Annotated in this window: 14 protein-coding genes; 6 read left to right on the top strand and 8 right to left on the bottom strand. The window is 56.0% G+C overall.

The window, feature by feature from the left end:
- The first annotated feature begins 130 nt into the window (after window positions 1-130).
- The 3 genes from ACH3PB_RS04910 to pdxH are packed head-to-tail and all read left to right on the top strand — an operon-like array spanning window position 131 to window position 3985.
- Window positions 131-1345 carry an FIST signal transduction protein gene (locus ACH3PB_RS04910; protein ID WP_416398323.1) on the top strand — a complete coding sequence of 405 codons (1215 nt, stop codon included), beginning with the start codon at window positions 131-133 and terminating at the stop codon, window positions 1343-1345.
- Window positions 1342-3276 carry a putative bifunctional diguanylate cyclase/phosphodiesterase gene (locus ACH3PB_RS04905; protein ID WP_416398322.1) on the top strand — a complete coding sequence of 645 codons (1935 nt, stop codon included), beginning with the start codon at window positions 1342-1344 and terminating at the stop codon, window positions 3274-3276. The genes ACH3PB_RS04910 and ACH3PB_RS04905 overlap by 4 nt, the downstream gene beginning before the upstream one ends.
- A complete protein-coding gene (pdxH, locus tag ACH3PB_RS04900) occupies window positions 3266-3985 on the top strand; it encodes a pyridoxamine 5'-phosphate oxidase (protein WP_416398321.1) in 720 nt (239 codons plus the stop codon). The genes ACH3PB_RS04905 and pdxH overlap by 11 nt, the downstream gene beginning before the upstream one ends.
- A gap of 15 nt (window positions 3986-4000) precedes the next feature.
- Here pdxH and ACH3PB_RS04895 read toward each other — a convergent pair whose 3' ends face one another.
- From ACH3PB_RS04895 to ACH3PB_RS04885, 3 genes are read right to left on the bottom strand one after another with little or no spacing between them, the layout of a single operon-like run.
- The gene (locus tag ACH3PB_RS04895) at window positions 4001-4597 is read right to left on the bottom strand and encodes a hypothetical protein (protein WP_416398320.1); all 597 of its coding nucleotides are present in this window, start codon (window positions 4595-4597) and stop codon (window positions 4001-4003) included.
- A gap of 51 nt (window positions 4598-4648) precedes the next feature.
- Window positions 4649-5464 (bottom strand): peroxide stress protein YaaA, encoded by an 816-nt coding sequence (yaaA, locus tag ACH3PB_RS04890; RefSeq protein WP_416398319.1) that lies wholly within the window; start codon window positions 5462-5464, stop codon window positions 4649-4651.
- Complete coding sequence (locus ACH3PB_RS04885) at window positions 5461-5727, bottom strand: glutaredoxin family protein (RefSeq protein WP_416398318.1); 267 nt, start codon at window positions 5725-5727, stop codon at window positions 5461-5463. Before ACH3PB_RS04885 ends, yaaA begins: the two co-directional genes overlap by 4 nt.
- A 134-nt stretch (window positions 5728-5861) precedes the next feature.
- Between ACH3PB_RS04885 and ACH3PB_RS04880 the strand changes: the two genes are divergently transcribed.
- Entirely contained in the window at window positions 5862-6959 is a 1098-nt protein-coding gene (locus tag ACH3PB_RS04880) for a recombination-associated protein RdgC (protein WP_416398317.1), read from the top strand.
- Window positions 6960-7007: 48 nt separating this feature from the next.
- Here the strand turns inward: ACH3PB_RS04880 and ACH3PB_RS04875 are convergent, their stop codons facing one another.
- Window positions 7008-9791: a GNAT family N-acetyltransferase gene (locus tag ACH3PB_RS04875; RefSeq protein WP_416398316.1), complete on the bottom strand. Its 2784-nt coding sequence runs from the start codon at window positions 9789-9791 to the stop codon at window positions 7008-7010.
- A gap of 45 nt (window positions 9792-9836) precedes the next feature.
- Between ACH3PB_RS04875 and ACH3PB_RS04870 the strand changes: the two genes are divergently transcribed.
- The gene (locus ACH3PB_RS04870; RefSeq protein ID WP_416398315.1) at window positions 9837-10781 is read left to right on the top strand and encodes a histone deacetylase family protein; all 945 of its coding nucleotides are present in this window, start codon (window positions 9837-9839) and stop codon (window positions 10779-10781) included.
- Window positions 10782-10787: 6 nt separating this feature from the next.
- Here the strand turns inward: ACH3PB_RS04870 and fliS are convergent, their stop codons facing one another.
- The 4 genes from fliS to ACH3PB_RS04850 all read right to left on the bottom strand — a co-directional run bounded on the left by fliS (window position 10788) and on the right by ACH3PB_RS04850 (window position 16210).
- Window positions 10788-11183 (bottom strand): flagellar export chaperone FliS, encoded by a 396-nt coding sequence (gene fliS / locus ACH3PB_RS04865; protein ID WP_416398314.1) that lies wholly within the window; start codon window positions 11181-11183, stop codon window positions 10788-10790.
- Between the two features lie 58 nt (window positions 11184-11241).
- The gene (gene fliD / locus ACH3PB_RS04860) at window positions 11242-13206 is read right to left on the bottom strand and encodes a flagellar filament capping protein FliD (protein WP_416398313.1); all 1965 of its coding nucleotides are present in this window, start codon (window positions 13204-13206) and stop codon (window positions 11242-11244) included.
- A 276-nt stretch (window positions 13207-13482) separates the two neighbouring features.
- Window positions 13483-13950, bottom strand: a complete 468-nt coding sequence (locus ACH3PB_RS04855; protein WP_416398312.1) for a flagellar protein FlaG — start codon at window positions 13948-13950, stop codon at window positions 13483-13485.
- A 193-nt stretch (window positions 13951-14143) separates the two neighbouring features.
- Window positions 14144-16210 carry a flagellin gene (locus tag ACH3PB_RS04850; RefSeq protein WP_416398311.1) on the bottom strand — a complete coding sequence of 689 codons (2067 nt, stop codon included), beginning with the start codon at window positions 16208-16210 and terminating at the stop codon, window positions 14144-14146.
- Between the two features lie 473 nt (window positions 16211-16683).
- Between ACH3PB_RS04850 and ACH3PB_RS04845 the strand changes: the two genes are divergently transcribed.
- Window positions 16684-18720, top strand: coding sequence for a flagellin (locus ACH3PB_RS04845; protein WP_416398310.1), 2037 nt, complete (start codon window positions 16684-16686; stop codon window positions 18718-18720).
- The last annotated feature ends 13 nt before the right edge of the window (window positions 18721-18733 follow it).

Genomic DNA, 18733 nt, shown 5'->3' with positions numbered 1-18733 from the left:
CCAAACGCGCGGCCCTTGTCTATACTTTCAGGAAGCGCAGCCTGCGAACGGTCGCCGACAGACCGAACCCCATCGTATTCGGGAAGAATACGGCGGCAATACACAGCTTTACTGGAGTCGGAGCCGGATCATGAAGGTTAGCAGTTACCGCTTCGCCGATGCGAAATGGCAACCTGAACTACCGGGGCCTGTTGCAGCCACAGGCACCCCATTTGCGGGTGCACCCCGCCGTCACCTGGTACTGTGCTTTGGTGCCTTCAGAACGGTGCAGGAGGCGGGCGGGCTCGAATTGCTTCGCCAGCATTTTCCCCATGCCTATCTCGTGGGTTGCTCTACAGCCGGCGAAATAGCTGGCAAACGTGTGCGTAACCGTGGCGTTACACTGGTATCACTTGAATTCGACGCCACAGATCTTGCCTGCGAGATTCTGCCACTGCACGGCGAGAACACCGGCGAGACAGAAAGCCGCAACCTCATCACATCGCTTTACGAAAAGGCCAGCGAAGACCGCCCTCTGAGACATATCATTCTGTTGTCTGATGCTCAGCATGTCAGCGGAGCAGGCTTGGTAAGCGGTATTGAGGCCGCATTGAGCAGCCAACCGAGCCGGGTGACCATCACCGGCGGCCTCGCAGGCGACAATGGCCGCTTCGGACGCAGCGACGTCTGGTGCGATGCGCCACCACCCGCAGCCCAGATGTGCGCTATAGGCTTTTACGGCCATCAGCTGCAGGTCGGCATTGGGCTCGAGGGGGGCTGGATGGCCCTCGGCGCCAGCCGGAAGGTAACGCGTGCCAGCGGTAATACGCTCTACGAACTCGATGACCGTCAGGCGCTGGATATCTACCGCGACTATCTTGGTGAGTACTTCTCAGGCCTGCCGAAAACCGGGCTGCTGTTTCCGCTGCTCGTAACGCCGGTCGACGGCGCGCCAGTCATTCGTGCGCTTGTCGCTGTAGACAACGAAAAGGCATCGATGACCTATGCCGGTGATATTGCTGAAGGCTCCAAAGCACGTCTTATGACAGCCGGCCTGGAAGGATTGGTCGGCGCGGCTGGTATAGCTGCCGACACCGCTTTGGCAAGCGCCGCGATACCGAAGGATTTTACCGGGGACAGCTTTGCCCTCGCGGTAAGTTGCTACGCGCGACGAGCCGCACTCGGTCAGCGAACCGACGAGGAGCTCGAGGCCATCGGGGCGGGTCTGCCAGACCGGTGCACAGTGGCTGGATTCTACTCCTATGGCGAAATCGGGCGGGACCCGCGGCACGACCTCGACAGGGCCGGTACAGGACTGCACAACCAGACCATGGCGATCACCTTGCTGGCTGAAAAAGATCTATGACCGAGCCAAATCGTCACAAGCTGCTCGCACGTCAACTCGAACGGCTCGCTGAAGACCACAGCATCACGGCAGACAAGCTCCCCCACTCTTTTCTCGATGCCGTTGACGAGGCCTATACCCAGCATGACGAAGCGCGACGACGCTTCGAACGCACCATCGAGCTATCCAACCGGGATCTCGAAGAGCGTTATGAACTTCTGGAAAAGCAGCACAAGGCGCTCGATAACTCCACTACCGAGCTCAAACAATCTCATGAGCTGCTGTCGGACACCCTGAACTCGACCAAGGATGCCATCGTGGTGCTGGATCTCAAGGGTCGAGTCATCATTCACAATAAGCAGTTCCTGAAAATGTTCGGGATTCCCAGAGACCGGCCGCTCGACAAGTTTGAGATCAGGCGCCGCTTCAAGACCTGCGTCGATAATCTCGACGAGCTCACGAGCGTGTGGAACTTTAATAAGCAGTATCCGGAACAGACCAGCCGCTGCGTGGTCATGCTGAAGAACGAACGCTTCCTCGAGTGCTTCACTACGCCTCGGCTGCACGACAATGTGCCGATCGGTAGAGTATGGAGCTTTAGTGATATCACCGAAATCAAGCGGAACGAGCAGCTGGCAGTCCACAACTCCCACCACGATGCACTGACCGGCCTGCCCAACCGCAACCTGCTGACCGAATGGCTGAAGCGCGAGGCCGCACGTGAACCAAGTGACCTCAAGGCCAAAAAGTCTACTGCCGTGCTCTTCATCGGCGTGGATGGCTTCAAGGTCGTGAATGAACTGCAGGGTGTGGAATTCGGCGACCGCCTGCTCTGCCTGATTGCACAGCGCCTCACAAACGCCTGTCGTGGCGCTGCCCTGGCACGACATGGTGGTGACGAGTTCGTGGTGCTGTCGGAAGACGCGAACGATACCTTCCAGGTGACCTTGCTGGCCGAAGAGATTCTGCACCAGATTACCCAACCCTTTACCCTGCTTGGACAAACCATCCATATCAGCGTGTCCATCGGTATTGCCCTGTTTCCAGGCGATGGCCAGAACCCGGAAACCCTGCTGCGCAAGTCGAATATCGCCATGTTCCACGCCAAGCAGAAAGGTCGTAACAACTTCCAGTTCTTCGCCGATCAGCTCGAGCTCATGGCCCATCACCGGCTGCAGCTGAGGAAGGACCTACGCCGTGCACTCCTCAACAAGGAGTTCAAGCTGGTTTATCAGCCGAAAATCGACCTGGCCACTCGTCGGATACGCGGCGCTGAGGCCCTGATTCGCTGGCAGCCCGCGCAGGGCGACCCGATTTCGCCGGCCCAGTTCATTCCGAGTGCCGAAGAAAACGGCTTCATCGTCGAAATAGGTGAATGGGTCATCGACGAAGTGGGCAGACAGCTGGCCGAATGGCGCGAGCAAGGCCAGGTCTGTCCGGTCGCGCTGAATATCTCGACCAAGCACTTCCAGCTTGGCGATCTTGTCGGTTCCATCGACCAGATGCTCAGGCGCTATCAGATCGACCCTGGTCTAATAGAGATCGAGGTGACCGAGTCTGCCTTCATAGAAGACATGCCGAAAACCGCGCTTGCCCTGACCACACTGCGAACGATGGGTGTCCTGTGTAGTATCGATGACTTCGGCACAGGCTTCTCCTCGCTCAGCTACTTGCTTACACTCCCGATCGACATCCTCAAGATCGACAAGATATTCGTCGACAATGCCACCCAGAGTGCGAAGCAGCAGGCGCTGTTGAAGACCATCGTCGAGCTGGCACACGCCCTCGATATTCGTGTCGTAGCAGAAGGTATCGAAGACGAGGCCACTGGGGTCCTGCTGCATCAGCTGAACTGCGATATGGCACAGGGCTTCTATTTCAGCCGGCCATTGCCCCCGCAAGTTTTTCACAAGCTGTTGCTGTCTGGAGGCAGCCTGCCACATGACGCGTGACTATACGGACAAGGACAAGTCGAATGAAGATTTGAAAGGCAGCAGCGGAGGCGCTGTCGCGCGTCACGATCTCGCTGATGTCAGGCGCAGCTACAATACTGGCGTACTGCTGGAGGAGGCGTGCGAGAACAATCCACTGGATCAGTTCCGCAAGTGGATGGAAGACGCACTAGCGGTCAAGGTCAATCTTGATCCTACAGCGATGGTGCTGGCCACTGCAGACACCGATGGCATGCCACGGCAACGCACCGTCCTGCTGAAAGGCTTCGATGAGCGGGGGTTCTGCTTCTTTACCAACCTCGACAGCGCCAAGGGTCGTGCAATCAGCAGCAATCCGAAGGTTTGTCTGTTGTTTCCCTGGCTGATCCTGGAACGTCAGGTCATTATCCAGGGCGAAGCAATTCGACTGGAGCGTAGTGCCGACGAACGCTATTTCCACTCTCGTCCTCGCGAGAGTCAGCTCGGCGCGCTGGCCAGTCGGCAGAGCGAGGCCGTGGAATCGAGAGCGGTGCTGGATAAGATTTACGGAGAGACTGTGAACAGGTACGCCGATCGTGATGAGATCACGCTACCGGAAAACTGGGGAGGCTATCGAGTCGTGCCCAGCCGATACGAGTTCTGGCAGGGCCGCAGCAGCCGCTTGCACGACCGCCTTGAATACACCAAGCGTGAGCCCGACGGATGGCGGCTCACGCGACTTCAGCCCTGATAGGCCGACGTAAGTTTACTTCTTCGGAGCAGCCTGTGGCGCAGCTTTTGCCTGCGTGGCGGCATCAATTTCTGCCATGAAAGGCTGGATGGCCTTGCGATCTGCCTCAGGCACGGCCTTGATGGCATCGTAGGCCTGCTCGGCCATCGCGAACTGCTGTGCCATCATCTGCTTCTGCTGATCGCTCATGCCCGAGTTTTCAAGCTCCTTTTTGGCGTCCTGCATCTGCTGGTACATGGCATCGACGTCCTGACCCATTTCCTCTTTCATTTTCACGCTCGCATAGGCGCTGAGAATCTGCAGTGACGTTTCCGAGAAGTCCTCAGGGCTGTCGAATCCATGCTTGCTCACCAGTTTCTCGGCTTCGTCATACAGGCCTGCTTCCTTGATTGGCTTGACCATGGCCTCCGGCGAGTTAGGCATGACGTTACTTGGATCCTGATGCTGTTCGAGCTTGGCGCGGTTTTCTGCTCCCCATGCCTGCATGGCCGGCATCGCCGAAATCCAGCGCTTGATTTCGGCTTCTTCCAATTTGTCTTTTGCCTGAGCGATGCCGCTAGCCGCAAGCGAAAGCAGCAGGAACAGTGCGGAAGTAATCTGTGTCAATTTCATAAAAAATCCTTGGATAGTTCTGTTGAGTAGAGGGAGCCTCAAATGAATACGCTAGCCCCTTGTAAATACGAGTTGAGACTCGTCACTGAGGTCTCCCCGGTAGCTGTAACCGTCGACGTCGAAGTTCTTGAGGTTGTCGACCCGCTTGATACGATGGTCGATGATGAACCTCACCATGGCGCCCCTGGCCTTCTTCGCCCAGAAGCTGACGACCTTGTAATCGTCACCTTTTCTGTCCTTGAATACGGGCGTGATGACCTTCCGGCGCAATGGTCGTTTGTCGACGGCTTTAAAATACTCCTGTGAGGCCAGGTTCACTATCAGCCGATCGGCCTTACGTACGCCGGGCCCGAGGGCTTCCAGCTGGTTACTCAGATCTTCAGCAAGCTGCTCCCCCCAGAATTCGTAGAGATTCCTGAAAGCCTTGCCATCCTTCTCGAACTTCAGCCGTGTGCCCATCTCCAGGCGATACGGCTGCATGGTGTCGAGCGGTCGCAGCATGCCATACAGCCCAGAGAGAATGCGCAGGTGCTTCTGAGCAAACTGCAGGTCACCCTTTTTCAGGGAGTAGGCATCGAGGCCCTCATACACGTCGCCGGCAAAGGCAAATATGGCTGACCGTAAGTCATTATCGGCATCCGGCTGATTCATTCGCCAGCGCTGGAAACGATCATGATTGAGCTGGCTCAGCTCCTCACTGATAGACATGAGGCCGCCGAGCTCATCAGGTGAGTATCTTTGCAGGGTGTCGACGATATCCGCACTGGAAGCCAGATAGTCGGGCACGGTTGGTTCGAGCCTCTCTGGTTTTACGGGTAGCGGTGTTTTGTAATCGAGGGTCTTGGCAGGTGAAAGCAGCACTATCATGGCTCGGAAGCAGACGTCCTTCGCAGAAAATCGAGCGCTTCATCTTGCGTGAATGGCCAGCGTAACTCAAGCGCGGAATGTGCGAGCACCGGTATCGACAGGCCGTAGGCGTCGACCATGGCCTCCGATTCCGCGATATCCACATACGCGATACTGAGCTGCGAAGCGAGCTGCGGATGCCGCCCCAGCAAGTCGACGAGCATTGCCTCGGCGACTTCGCACAGGGTACAGCCTTCCGTCGCGAAGAGCTGGAATTCAGTCATGATAAAATCGTTCCGGCTGGTGCTCCCGGGCACGGATTAGGGCTACATTCGGGAGTGCAATTACTGACGCATGTGCTAGGCTTGCGCAGCCTCGCAATTCTATTTGTTCAACTTCAAAGAGTACCATAGCACCCATGCCCCTCATGCATTTCAAACAGGTTTCGTTCTATCGTTTCACCAAGGATATCGACTTCACCCAGGAGAGCCTTGCCGCCGCACTGGAAAGTGCCCGCTTTCAGGAAGCCCCCGCAGACGGCGGCACAGCGAGCGAAGACCGCGGCGCCGGCAGTTCCCTGCCAGTGCGTTTCGGCTGGTCGAACCCCTTGCCTTACGACTCCGAATCCCTGGTGTATGAACAGAATGGCTGTCTGCTATTTTCGCTGCAGAAAGCCGAAAAGGTACTGCCTGCGTCGGTGGTAAACCAGAAACTCGATCAGCGTGTGCAGGCCATCGAGATGAAGGATGCCCGTAAACTGAGACGCAAGGAAAAGCAGGAGATGAAGGAAGACCTCATCGCTGAACTACTGCCGCGCGCGTTTTCCAAAAGCAGCTGGTCAAAGGCCTATATCGACCTTACCAAGGGTCTGCTCGTAGTCGCCAGCTCTTCAGCGAACAAGGCTGATGAGATCACCTCGCTACTGCGTGAAGACGTCGGTTCATTACCGATCCTGCCCGTTAAGCCAGACGTCAACCCTGCCCTTCAGTTTACTGACTGGGTGAAGAATCAGAGCCAACCCGCAAACCTCGCCATCGGCGGTGCCTGTACACTGACCAGTCAGGATCAGCAAGGCATGAGCATTCGGTGCAAGGGCTCGGAAAACCTTAATGAAGCCGTATTGTCCCACATCGAAGACGGACTGCTCGTCAGTAAACTTGATGTGAGCTGGGAAGATCGCATGTCCTTCTCCCTGGACGAGAAGTTCACGCTGAGCGGGATCAAGCTGCTCGATGCCGCTATCGATTCCATGCCTGAGTCTGACGGTGATATTGCCGATCGTTTTGCCAGCGAATTTCATTTGTTTACAAGCGACATGCGTGTGCTGCATGACGATCTGCTAGCTGCATTGGGCGCCGATGGCGCGGACACTGAAGCGCAAGCCGATCCTGCGAAAGCGGATTCATCGACACAGGCTGACGACGCCGGCGACAGCAATGACGCCAATCAGGCTGCCGCAGCGACTGCTGACGAAAACTCTGAAGAGACAACAACAGCCGAAGACGCGCCCTGGTAGGAACACCCGGCTCTTCAGAGTTACCTGGCCGAGCTACCTGGCAAACACCTAATAGGCGCGGCGTAACAGCATGCGTTCCGCCTGCCAGGGCTCAGGCTCGTTGAGCTGCTTGGTTACTACCATCACATCCTCTTCCTCGTCATAACGAATGGCGAAGGAGAGTTTGGCAGCCAGCGCCAGCATGGCGCGGTTGTTCGGCAACACCAACCCGAACATCTCAATAATACCCTGTTCGGTCGCGAACTCTATGACCTTGCGCATCAGCACCCAGCCAAGACGCTCACCACGCAGTTCGTCCAGTACCACCACCGCAAACTCGCAACGTAACTGGTCGGCATCGACAAATATTCTCACCTCGCCCAGCGTTCGGCCCTCGTGAACAGCGATAAACGCCATTTCGCGGTCATAGTCGATTTGAACCATGCCGGCCATTTCGTCGTGGGAGAAATTGCGTCTGAGCTGAAAGAAACGCATGCGCACTGAATCATCACCCAACTCGCTGAGAAACTGCTGATGGCTCTCCTCGTCTTCGCTGCGTACCGGCCTGATCTCCACGCGCCTGCGGCTGACCGGCAACATGATCCATTCCACCAGTTCACGTGGATACGGCTGAATTGACAGCTGAACCGGCTCGGCCAGTTGTGCCCGCGCACTGATCACAAGCAATGAACTCTGATCCAGACGCACCGGGTTGATCTCCAGCGAGTGCAGTTCCGGAATATCAGCAGCAATCTGTGCCAACAGCACCAGCGCCTCGCAGAGCTGGAGCAGGGTTTCTTCTGGGTCGCGACTGACTTCCTGTACGATTTTGTAAGCGTAGGTCTTGGTAACCAGATTTCTGGCTAACGCCATATTAAGCGGCGGCAGTGCAAATTGACGGTCGACCAGGGCATTGGTTCGTGCCCCCGAAGCCCCACAGAAAATGAGCGGGCCGACTGTCGGGTCTCGTGTAATCCCCATCGAGAATGAAATACCCGACTTCACCTCTTCACTCAGCTGCAGTCCGAAGCCGACAAAATCGTCGCTGTGATAAAGCTCGCTACAACGCTTTCTCAGCAGTCGACAGGCCTCTTCAGCCTCAATTTCGCTACTCACTCTTTTGACGGTTTCAAGCCGCGCCGTAGTCAGTCGCTGACGCGGCGTATAGGCAGCCTCATTGTGAAAGGGCGTGAGGTTGAAGCGGTGCAGCAGACTGACATGAACTGAGGCTTCCAGCTGTTTGACGAGCGCCTTGACGCACTGCTCAGTGGAGCAGAAATAGGTCTCGGCTACATGCAGACCATAATCCTTCAGCAGTTCGCGCACGGACTCAGGCAGCAAAAGATAGGCGTTCTCTCCGGCACTGCGGGGCGTGCTCTTCATGAGCCCCTGCAAGCGCTTGCGGATGCGATGACGATCCAGCGCCGGATCCTGATAAGAGTCTGGCGTCTGGCGCAGCATGATCTGATTGCGACGGTGATTGACCATATGCATGAATGCAGTAATGGCCTTCTCCGGTGTGGCAAAGCTCGCAACGCCCCGCTGTACAAACTCGTCTCGCGCTTCGCCAACGGTCGCAGCACCCAGCCAGCAGGTGAATACCCGCAGCAGGCTCCGTTCGCTGGCGGCGATCACGCTGTCGGCGACCTGCAGACTATCTTCGGTGAGGTTGGGCGCAAACATGACCAGCACGGTTGTAATGGCTGGATCGGCATCAAGCGCATCGACTACAGCCGCGTACTCCTGCGGACCGGCACTGTAGTCGAGATCAATCGGATTACGCCGACCCCAGAATGGCTGCAGCAGCTGGTCGAGCTTCGTTATCGTCGTCTCAGAAAGTCTTGCCAGTTTCCCTCCTGCCCGTGTGAGTGCGTCGCTGGCAAGCATGCTCGGTCCGATACCGTTGCACACGATAGCGATGTCTTCGGAGTACAGTCTGGGAATTCTGGAAAGCGTCTCGAGCGCATCGAACATCTCGTCGGTGCTCAGCACTCTCAACACGCCGGCACGTTCGAAGACGGCATTGTAGAGAGCATCAGAGTCGTACATGCCTGGCGCAAGCGGAGTCGGGTTCCACTGCAGCTCGGCGTTGATCCCTGTTTTCAGAACGATGACCGGCTTGGAGCGTGATGCCGCCCGAACCGCCGAAATGAAGCGGCGCGTTTCACGAATACGCTCCACATGAAGCAGCATCACCCGCGTGTTGCGATCCTGCGCCATGAAATCTATCAGATCGTCGACATCGATATCGACGCCGTCGCCTAGTGTAGTGAGATAGGAAAAGCCGATGTCGCGACTCACGCTCCAGTCGATCACGGCACTCGCCACCGTACCTGACTGGCCAATGAAACCGACATGCCCAGGCTTAACGCTCATGTGCATATACGTCGCGTTCAGGCGTAGCGCGGGCACCATGACACCGATAGTTTCCGGTCCAAGTATGCGCACGCCGTATTCCAGCCCCAGCTCCTTGACCGAATACATCAGTGGACGACCACTATGGGAGTTGGTCCGGGACAGGCCGCCGGTGGCAATAATGGCGATGGGTATATCCGACTGGCCGAGCTGGCGAATGACGCCAGGGACTTTCTCCGGCGGCACGCAGACCAGGGCGAGGTCCGGCTGAATCCCGTTCTTCTGCTCGGCAGCGCACAGAACAGAAATCTTCCGGTAGCAGGTGACCCCCAGAACGCTGTCATAACCTTTTTCATTGACGACGCTGAGACGAATATCCGCATGCCCTGCCAACATGTTGCGCAGCATCATGCCGCCGAGACTGGCAGGGCGTTCCGAAGCACCGACGACAACGATGTGACGCGGTGCAAAGAGTTTGTCGAGATATCGGGTGCTCATGACGGGTATGCTAGACTAATGATCCAGTCAGCGACAGTCGGACCAATGCCCAAAACTGCTTATTTTCAGGATGCCGCCTTTCAGCGTCACACCATGGGCCCTCTCCACCCAGAGAGCCCGCAGCGTCTTCAGGTCATCAGCCAGCGGCTCGAACAAAGTGGCTTGATCAAGGAACTACGACACTTCAAGGCTATAGAGGCCAGCGCGCACCAGCTGGAACTCGCTCACAGCATTCACCATATACAATATCTGCGCGACGTGTCGCCGGTTTCGGGCGAGTTCCCGATCGACGGCGATACCAGCATGATGCCGGCCACCCTTGAAGCGGCCCTGTTAGCGGCCGGTTCGGCAACACAGGCGGTCGATTGTGTCTTCGGCAAAAAGGCGGCCTGGGCCGATCGCGGCATCAAGCGTGCCTTCTGCGCCGTCCGACCACCAGGCCATCACGCCGAACGCGAACAGGCCATGGGTTTCTGCTATTTCAATAATGTCGCAATCGCGGCGCTACATGCACTTGAAACCTGCAAGATCAAGCGCGTGGCGATACTCGATTTTGATGTTCATAACGGTAACGGCACCATCGATATTTTCAAGGATGATCCGCGGGTCATGGTGTGCTCAAGCTTCGAGCATCCCCTGTACCCTTACAAATATGTATCGGTCAACCGCGACAATATCGTGTGCACGCCGCTGGAAGCACACTCAACGAGCAGAATGTTTCGTCGGGTGGTGGAGCGTGGCTGGCTGCACCGACTACAGGCCTTCAAGCCGGAGCTCTTGATTGTTTCGGCAGGCTTCGATGCACATAAACTGGACCCCCTCGCAAGCCTCGAGCTTGAGACGGACGACTATCGCTGGGTCACTGACATGATCGTGGATGTGGCGCGGGTATATGCGGAAGGAAGGATCGTGTCATGCCTCGAGGGCGGGTATCACCTCGAGGCACTTGCGGCAAGTGTGGAGGCCCACCTCACCGCCTTGATGCAGTAAGCCGGACTAGACCAGCTTCTTTTCCAAAACTTCAGGACGGATGCCATCCCAGCCAGTCTTGATCTCGCGAATCAGGCCAGCGACTTCGTCGAGTATTTCGATGTTGTTGCTGATGTTGGCGTCGAGCAGGCGGCGTTCGATGTACTGATACAGCTCATTGAGGCTGCTGGCGATCGAACCGCCACGCTCCAGGTCAAGAAAGCTACGCAGCCCGCCAACGATTTCCATGGCCTTGCTGATCAGGCGGTTCTTGCCTTCGAAGTTACGCATCTGGATCTGCACCTTCGCCATATTGATACGCTCGAGGGCACCATCGAACAGGAGCTGAATGAGGCGATGTGGATCCGCATCCACAACGCTGGTCTGTCTGTTCACGTTCTGATAAGCCATTAGTGCGTTCATAATATCTACCCGATGTTCGTTACTGCTGGAAAAGTGTCTGGTTCAGTACTGTGTTCGTTTAATCGTTGTTACCCGGTGCCATGGCCTTGAGCTGTGCTGTCAGGAAGTCGCCGGTGTTGTTCAGCCGCGATACCAGTGAGTCCGCAGAAGCAAACTGCTTGACCAGTCGCGCTGTCAGAGATTCGATTCGAAGATCAAGCTTTTGCTTGTCCTCCTTGATCTGGCCGATTTCCTTGTTGAAGCCATCAATGGCCACAGACAGGGAACCCTTGGCTGAGAGCATGTTATTGATGCTATCCACCATCTGATCGCCGACGCCTTCGATGTAGCTCACATTGCCGCGATCGCCGGTCGTACCACCGGTAATCTGCACACGCAGGCCGCTCGAATCGCCTTCCTCGGATCGCAGGAACTGACCATCACCTACAGCTTTCTTGCCATTGATCGTGCCTTCGACGTCAAGACCGGCAATACCGGCCCCAACCGACAGGCCAAGACTTGCCGCTGTGTTTGCGCCGACAGCAGTGATATCAAGGCTGGAATTCTTGCCGAATACATTTGAGCTGAGCAGAATTTCCCCACCAGGACCCAAGGTGGCCTTGGCCGCTACACCGCCACTCTGTAAGCCTGTGTTCGCATCGAGCTGCTTCTGAATTTCAGTGATCAGCTCTGCCGGCGTATAATTGCCCGCCGTCAGTGTAATCGGGGTGGAGTTCTTGCCGTCGACGCTGATGCTGAAGACGCCATTATCAGCATCGATGACTGTTGAGGCTGCAAGTGGTGATGCGCCTGTATAAGCACCCTTGGTTGCCATCTGCGTGACGTTAATGCCGTAGCTGCCGACCTTGGTATTGATGCTGGCGCTGGAATAGGCAACCGACGCATCAGTGGTTCTGCCCTGATCAGAGAACAAACCGGCAACGTCTTCAGGATAGGCCTTGAGCTTTTCGCTAAACTTGCTGCTGTTGAATTCAAGCAGACCCGTGGTGGAGTTGGTAGACACACCGACTTCTGCGAGTGAACGTACGTTGGCCTTTTCTAGACCAGGCACCATATTGCCAATGACGCTACGCATATCGGCGGCAATGGCGCGGACTGCCGAGTTGCCGAGCAGCGAACCTTTCTCGCCACTGCTGGCATTGAAAGCAGTCACTTCGTTGATGATTTCTTTCAGCGCATTGTACTTGTCGACAAAATCCTGCATCCGCTCGGTGGCTTTTTCAGTATCAGCCTTGATAGTGACTGTAGCCGGTGCTGTAGTGACGTCAGTCAAGCTCAGCGTAGAGCCTGCAATGACATCGTCGATGCTGTTGGTCGGCCGCGTCAACGCAAGACCGTTGATGCGGAATGCTGCATCCTGGCCAGGCATGGTCTCGGTCATGTTCGCGTTGGTGCCATTGAAGTTGAACTGAGAGAGGCCGGACGCATCGGCGCTGTTGCCATCGCTGTCGGTGGCTGTAATCGATACGGCGTTCTCAAGACCGGTCTGCTTTGAGCTGATCACGAGCTGATAGCCAGTGCCGTTGAAAAGCACAGCCGCGTTTGCGCCACTCCCGGAATCGTTAATTGCTTTCGCCATGCCAGCCAGGGTGTTGCTGCTGCTGTCGATCGTGACATTGGTGAGCTTGTCGCCGACCTTGATCTGCAGCGTTCCTGCGCCAACCGGCGTGGTGTCCTTGTCTGCGAAGGATCCGGAGGCCAGCGATTGAGCTGTAGCCAGCTTGGACACCTCGATCTGATACGAGCCTGGCTTGGCAGCAGCGCCAGCGCTCAGGGCCACGGCATCGGAAGTCGACTCGCCTTTTACTGCGCCCAGGGCATCGGCACTCGCCAGCGTTCGCGCACTGAGACGCAGATCTGAAACCGCGCTCTTGATGCGTCCGAAATCGCTAAGCTTTGTCTCGGCTTTCTCGGTTCTGACTTCCAGGCGTTTTTCGGTGGGCTCACGCTCGGCAGACGCCAACTTGTCTATCAAATCACTGGTGAGTACACCAGATCCTATACCGACTGAAGAAATTGCCATTGTGCTACCCACTCAATTGCTACTGGTTAACTATCTCTGCTGCGCTTGCGGCGCCTTTCTGCGTTGTGCTTTTTCAGCTTCTGACGAGCTTTTTTAGAATTTCTGACTGCTAGGAACTGTATCGGCAAAAAGGGGCAAAACTTTGCCCCTTTTGTGTTACTGATCGTAAGATGACTCTTCCGCTTCAGTCTGTAACCACACAGCCGGGGCCTCCTCAGGCCTTGTATTTCCTGATGAGCCCCTCGGGCCGGGATGGTCGATAGCGCGTTGGCTATGTCAGATTCTGGCGTCGAGCAGTCTCACTGAGTCGTTGTTCTGCAAATTGCGCGCCAGCTCGAGAGCGACGTCGTCCGGGAGTTGTCTGACGACTTCCTTCGTGTTGCGATCGATGACGGTAATCACGGAATGGCCGGATTCTTCGTCGAAGGAAAATTCGAGGTCGCGCTGCACTGACTGAACATAGTCGTTCAGTCTGGTGACTGCGCTTCTCAAGGTATCCGGTTCCTGCGAAGCTGCCGCAGTGGCACTGCTTTTCTGCTCTTCTGACGCTGCGGCGGCTGATGCGGCTGCACTGATCTCAGTCACAACAGATGGGACTGGGGCTCGCGCCGCTGAGAACGCCGCAATCGAGCCATCGCTCTGGCTCACCTGTACCTGATTCACCTGTTGACCAGAACGCACAAAAGCCGGCACCGAACTGGCCCGACTATTCTGTCCTGAATCAAATGCTGGTCTGTCACTCATACGTTACCTCACTGCCCCTTTACCTTACTTCAAGCGGTAACTTGATCTACTGTACTTTGTCTGTAGCTGCAGTACATATGCCGCTGCCTGTACCTCGAAAGCACCCTCGCGGTTGCCCGCAGGGTGCCTTGGAAGATCTTGAAGGTTCCGCCAACCCTGCCCTGAGGCAGAGAAGGCGGTTCCCGTTGGGTTATTAGCCCAGGAGTGACAGAGCCTGCTGTGGACGGGCGTTGGCCTGAGCCAGGATGGAGATACCAGCCTGCTGCAGCACCTGAGTCCGTGACAGTTCAGCTGTCTCTTTGGCGAAGTCCGCATCCTTGATTCGTGAGTTTGCAGCTGAGAGGTTCTCGCTACGTGACTCAAGATTCGAGATGGTTGCTGTGAAGCGGTTTTGAATCGCACCCAGCTCAGCCCGCTTTGAAGAGATCGTCTGTACTGCGTTGTCTACAGCCTTGATCGCCTTGTTTGCACCTTCAACAGTCGAGACATCGATGTCTGACAGCTTGGTGCCGGATTCGGCACCGCCGAACTTGCCTACGCTAAGACCCGCTCTCGCGTTGTTGCCAGTAGTAGTGCCGATGTCGAACTGGCCAGCAGACTCAAGAGAAACCGAAGCAGCTGTAGTCGCAGCGGTCAGGCCGGTGCCGGTCACAGTACCGCCGATAGTGATGTTTCGCCCATCAGCAGCTGTCAGAGTGATCTTGTCACCCTCCAGCGCAGCGGCAGTAACACCACTTTGCCCGGCTTTTGCATTGATTGCTTCGACCAGTGCTGTCTGGTTGCCACCCTGATCGGCAGTGAAGCTACCAGATACGGATGCGCCGTTTACGCTAAAGGTAAATGCTCCGGGCGTCGTGCCAATTGCAACACCGTTCACTGTGTTGGCGTTAGCCTTGGCGGTAACGCCGGTCTGACCAGAAATTTCGTTGATCGCAGCAGCTTTGGCGATCGCACTGCCAGCATTGTTGGTAGTAGACGACGTGTCGCTTGCCGCCTTTGAGACGCCTACAGATACACCATTGATGGTGACATCGCCTGCAGCCAGAGCGACTGTAGTGGCGTTATCACCTACCACTCCACCGTTGGTACCACTGTAAGTACCCACTTCGAAGCCAGCATTGTCGATGTTGCCAGTAGTACTGGTCAGCTTCATCGCGCTACCGTCATTGCTCTGCAGCGTGTAATCACCGACGTAGGTGTTACCGGTTGTCGCAGCGCCGCCTGATGTACCCAGACCAGTTGCCAGGCCGTAGCTACCAGCAGTCGCACCTACGATAGTGATGTTACGGCCATCTTCTGCAGTAAGGTCGATGCGCGCACCTGCATCGGTCTTGACCACTGTAGCTACAACGCCAGTGGCGCCAGTCTTGGTGTTGATCGTCTCAGCAACACCGGCCAGGTCTGCCGTAGCATCACCAGTGGCAGCTTTGGAGAGGGAGAAGGTCGTGCCGTTTATGTCGATGTTACCTGCAGCAACCACTGCGGCAGCATCTGCAACACCGTTACCTGCTGCAGTGTTTGTATTGGCGACAGCAGTAACACCTGTTTGCGAGGAAACAGCATTGATAGCTTCTACCTTGGCAAGCGCACTAGAAGAACCAAAGGCTACCGAAGATGTATCGGAGCCAGCCTTGGAAGCCGCCACAGATACACCGTTGATCACCAGGTCACCAGCAACCAGTGCGTCGCCTGTTGTTCCAGTCAGCGCAGTTTTGCTGACGTTAGAGGAAATACCGGCAGTGAGGGCACTACCCAGTGAATCCTGGTCCAACTTACCGATACTGACTTTTACAGTGTCACCAACGTTGGCACCAGTCTGGAACGAAGCGCTTGAGAAAGAGCCGTCGAGCAGGTTCTTGCCGTTGAAAGAGGTTGTCTTGGCAACGTTCTCGATTTCAGAAACCAGCTGGCTAACTTCTTCCTGCAGAGCCTTACGGTCTACAGCAGAGTTTGTGTCGTTAGCTGATTGCAGTGACAGTTCACGAATACGCTGAAGTGAAGTGTTGATGGAGTCCATCGCGCCTTCAGCTGTTTGTGCCAGAGAGATACCGTCACCTGCGTTACGAATGGCAACGTTGGTACCGCGGATCTGTGAATCGAAACGGGTAGAGATGGCCAGACCGGCAGCGTCGTCTTTCGCACTGTTGATACGAAGACCTGATGAAAGACGCTGAAGAGCTGTATCAGAAGCACGCTGAGTCTGGTTCAGGTTACGCTGGGCGTTCAGCGAGGCAATGTTGGTGTTGACGATTGAAGGCATAATATTCTCCGTTACTTCTACTACGTGTTGCAGTTCAACTGCTTTGTGTGTTCAGACCGAACCAAGACTGAATCTTGTATGCCTGTCTGTTGAATAGGTTAACGGCGCGGGAAAAACTTTCTTTATGGTGTTTTTGGGAGTGTTGTGTAAAACAATGTAAGCCTTTCGGATGATATGGTCGTGGTATGGGATCACTCTTCATTTATGCATCTATCGGCTAAAAAGCGGCAAGACTTGAGCGCCTTTTCCTTTCGGCACTTCACGTTCACCACCCTACCCTTGCCGCTTTTTTGACGGCGACAGTAGCTCACAAAATTTTCTAACCAACCAGTTTCTCTTTATTTTCACTTACTTGACTAGCCGTCTTTCCAAATTATCAATATTGGCATCATCCGTGCTTAACCCCTCCCAACAGGCCTCCTTTGAGGTCACGGCTTCACGACCAGCGCTCTAGAGCGTCAAAGGGGAACAACATGCCACAGATCATCAATACCAACTCGGCGTCCATTAATGCACAGCGCAACCTGAACCAATCGCAGAGTGGTTTTCAGACCGCACTGGAAAGATTGTCTTCTGGCTTGCGTATCAACAGTGCAAAAGACGACGCTGCCGGTCTGGCCATTTCCACCCGCTTCACCTCGCAGGTGCGTGGTCTTGAGGTTGCGATCCGCAACTCAGGCGATGCAGTTTCTCTGGCTCAGACAGCGGAAGGCGCACTCGGCGCAATGACCGAGAACCTTCAGCGAATTCGTGAACTGGCGCTGCAGTCTGCTAACGCCACCAATAGCGCCGTGGACCGACAGGCATTGAACACAGAAGTCGACCAGCTGCTGCAGGAAATCGAGCGCGTATCGACCCAGACCAACTTCAACGGCACGCTACTGCTCGACGGTACCTTCTCGGCAGTGACATTCCAGATTGGCGCCAATGAAGGTGAGTCGGTCAGTTTCGGTATCGATGGCGCGACGGTCGATAAACTCGGTGCGGCCGCTTCAGACGGTATCTCGTCCGAGCCAGAGGCGGCAGCCATGCTGCCCGGGGACCTGAAGATCAATGGCTTTGCCATCGGTGGTTCTGCAGCCAGCGACGATACGGTCTCGCGCTTCGACCAAGCGCAGAGCGCTATTTCGAAAGCGGCAGCCATCAACAAATCGACTGAGCAGACCGGCGTCGAAGCAGTGGTAAATGGCACGTTCGTTGATGGCACAGCCTATACGCCTGCCAACGGCAACCAGGCGGTTCTCATCAATGGCGTCAGCGTCAACCTTGTAACCTCCACCGCGCTGACGGGCCAGGTCAACCTGGAGAACGTGGTTTCGGCCATTAACGAAAAATCGGGCCAGTCGGGCGTTACCGCATCTTTTAGCGGCAATCCAGCGCTGGGTGTTCAACTGACGGCAGCAGATGGCCGCAACATCACCCTGAGCTCTGCCGGCGCCAACACCAGCACTTTCGGTCTCGCAGCATCGAGTGCGGCACCTGGCACCACTTACTCCGGATCGTTCACTCTGGTGAGCCGCGACGGTTCCAATATCGAACTGGATACGGACACCGGCAACATTGGCAATGCTGGACTGTCGGTAGGTACCTACAGTGGCAACAACAGCGGTGCCGTCGGTGCTGCGGTCGGTGCCACAGCCTTCGCAGCCGGTGATGTGGTCATCAACGGCGTACCTGTCGGTCCGACCCAGCCTAACTTCGATACAGCATCGCAGACAAACCCTTCGTTCAGTGCCATCGCGAAGGCCAAGGCGATCAATGATGTTTCGGAACAGACTGGTGTCACAGCGAAAGCCAATCCGACCGTGCAAAACGCCGGCGTCATCGCCCCTGCTGCCAACGCGCATACTTTCGACATCAACGGCGTCAGTTACGGCGTTTCGGTTACAGCTACAGATACAGTCGCTGACGTGCAACGAGCTGTGGTTTCCGCAGTCAACAACAAGGCTGGACAGACTGGTGTCAGAGCCGAGGCATTCAACGATACCTATCGACTGATCGCCGATGACGGCAGAAACATCACCATCGCCAACCAGAGTGTCAACGCCGGACAATTGGGTCTTCCTGCAAACGCGACCACTTACAGCACGATTTCACTCGAGTCCGCTGGTCAGATCGAAGTCGGCACACTGACCGGCAACCTGGCGACCAGCGGCTTCACCGCAGGCACCTATGGCTCGAGTGAGACTGGCGGCCTTGTTCGGGATGTCGACATCAGCACTGTAGATGGCGCAGTCCGGGCATTGAAATCGGTTGAAAACGCTTTGAACACGATCAACTTCCAGCGTGCCAACCTGGGTGCGATCCAGAACCGCTTCGAATCGACCATCACCAATCAGCGAATCACGGTGGAAAATCTCGAAGTTGCGAACTCACGGATTCGTGACGCCGACTTTGCTGCAGAAACTGCCCGGCTCTCACGTGAGCAGGTGCTTCAGCAGGCTGGCCTTTCGATTCTGGCCCAGGCCAATGCCCAGCCACAGCAGGTTCTCCAGCTGCTGCAGGGTTAATTTCTTTTCTGAT

This window comes from Allohahella sp. A8 (genome assembly GCF_047946665.1).
Classification (GTDB): Bacteria; Pseudomonadota; Gammaproteobacteria; order Pseudomonadales; family Oleiphilaceae; genus Allohahella.
The sequence above is the reverse complement of the archived record's forward strand: the minus strand, read 5'-3'. Positions and strand labels throughout refer to the sequence as shown.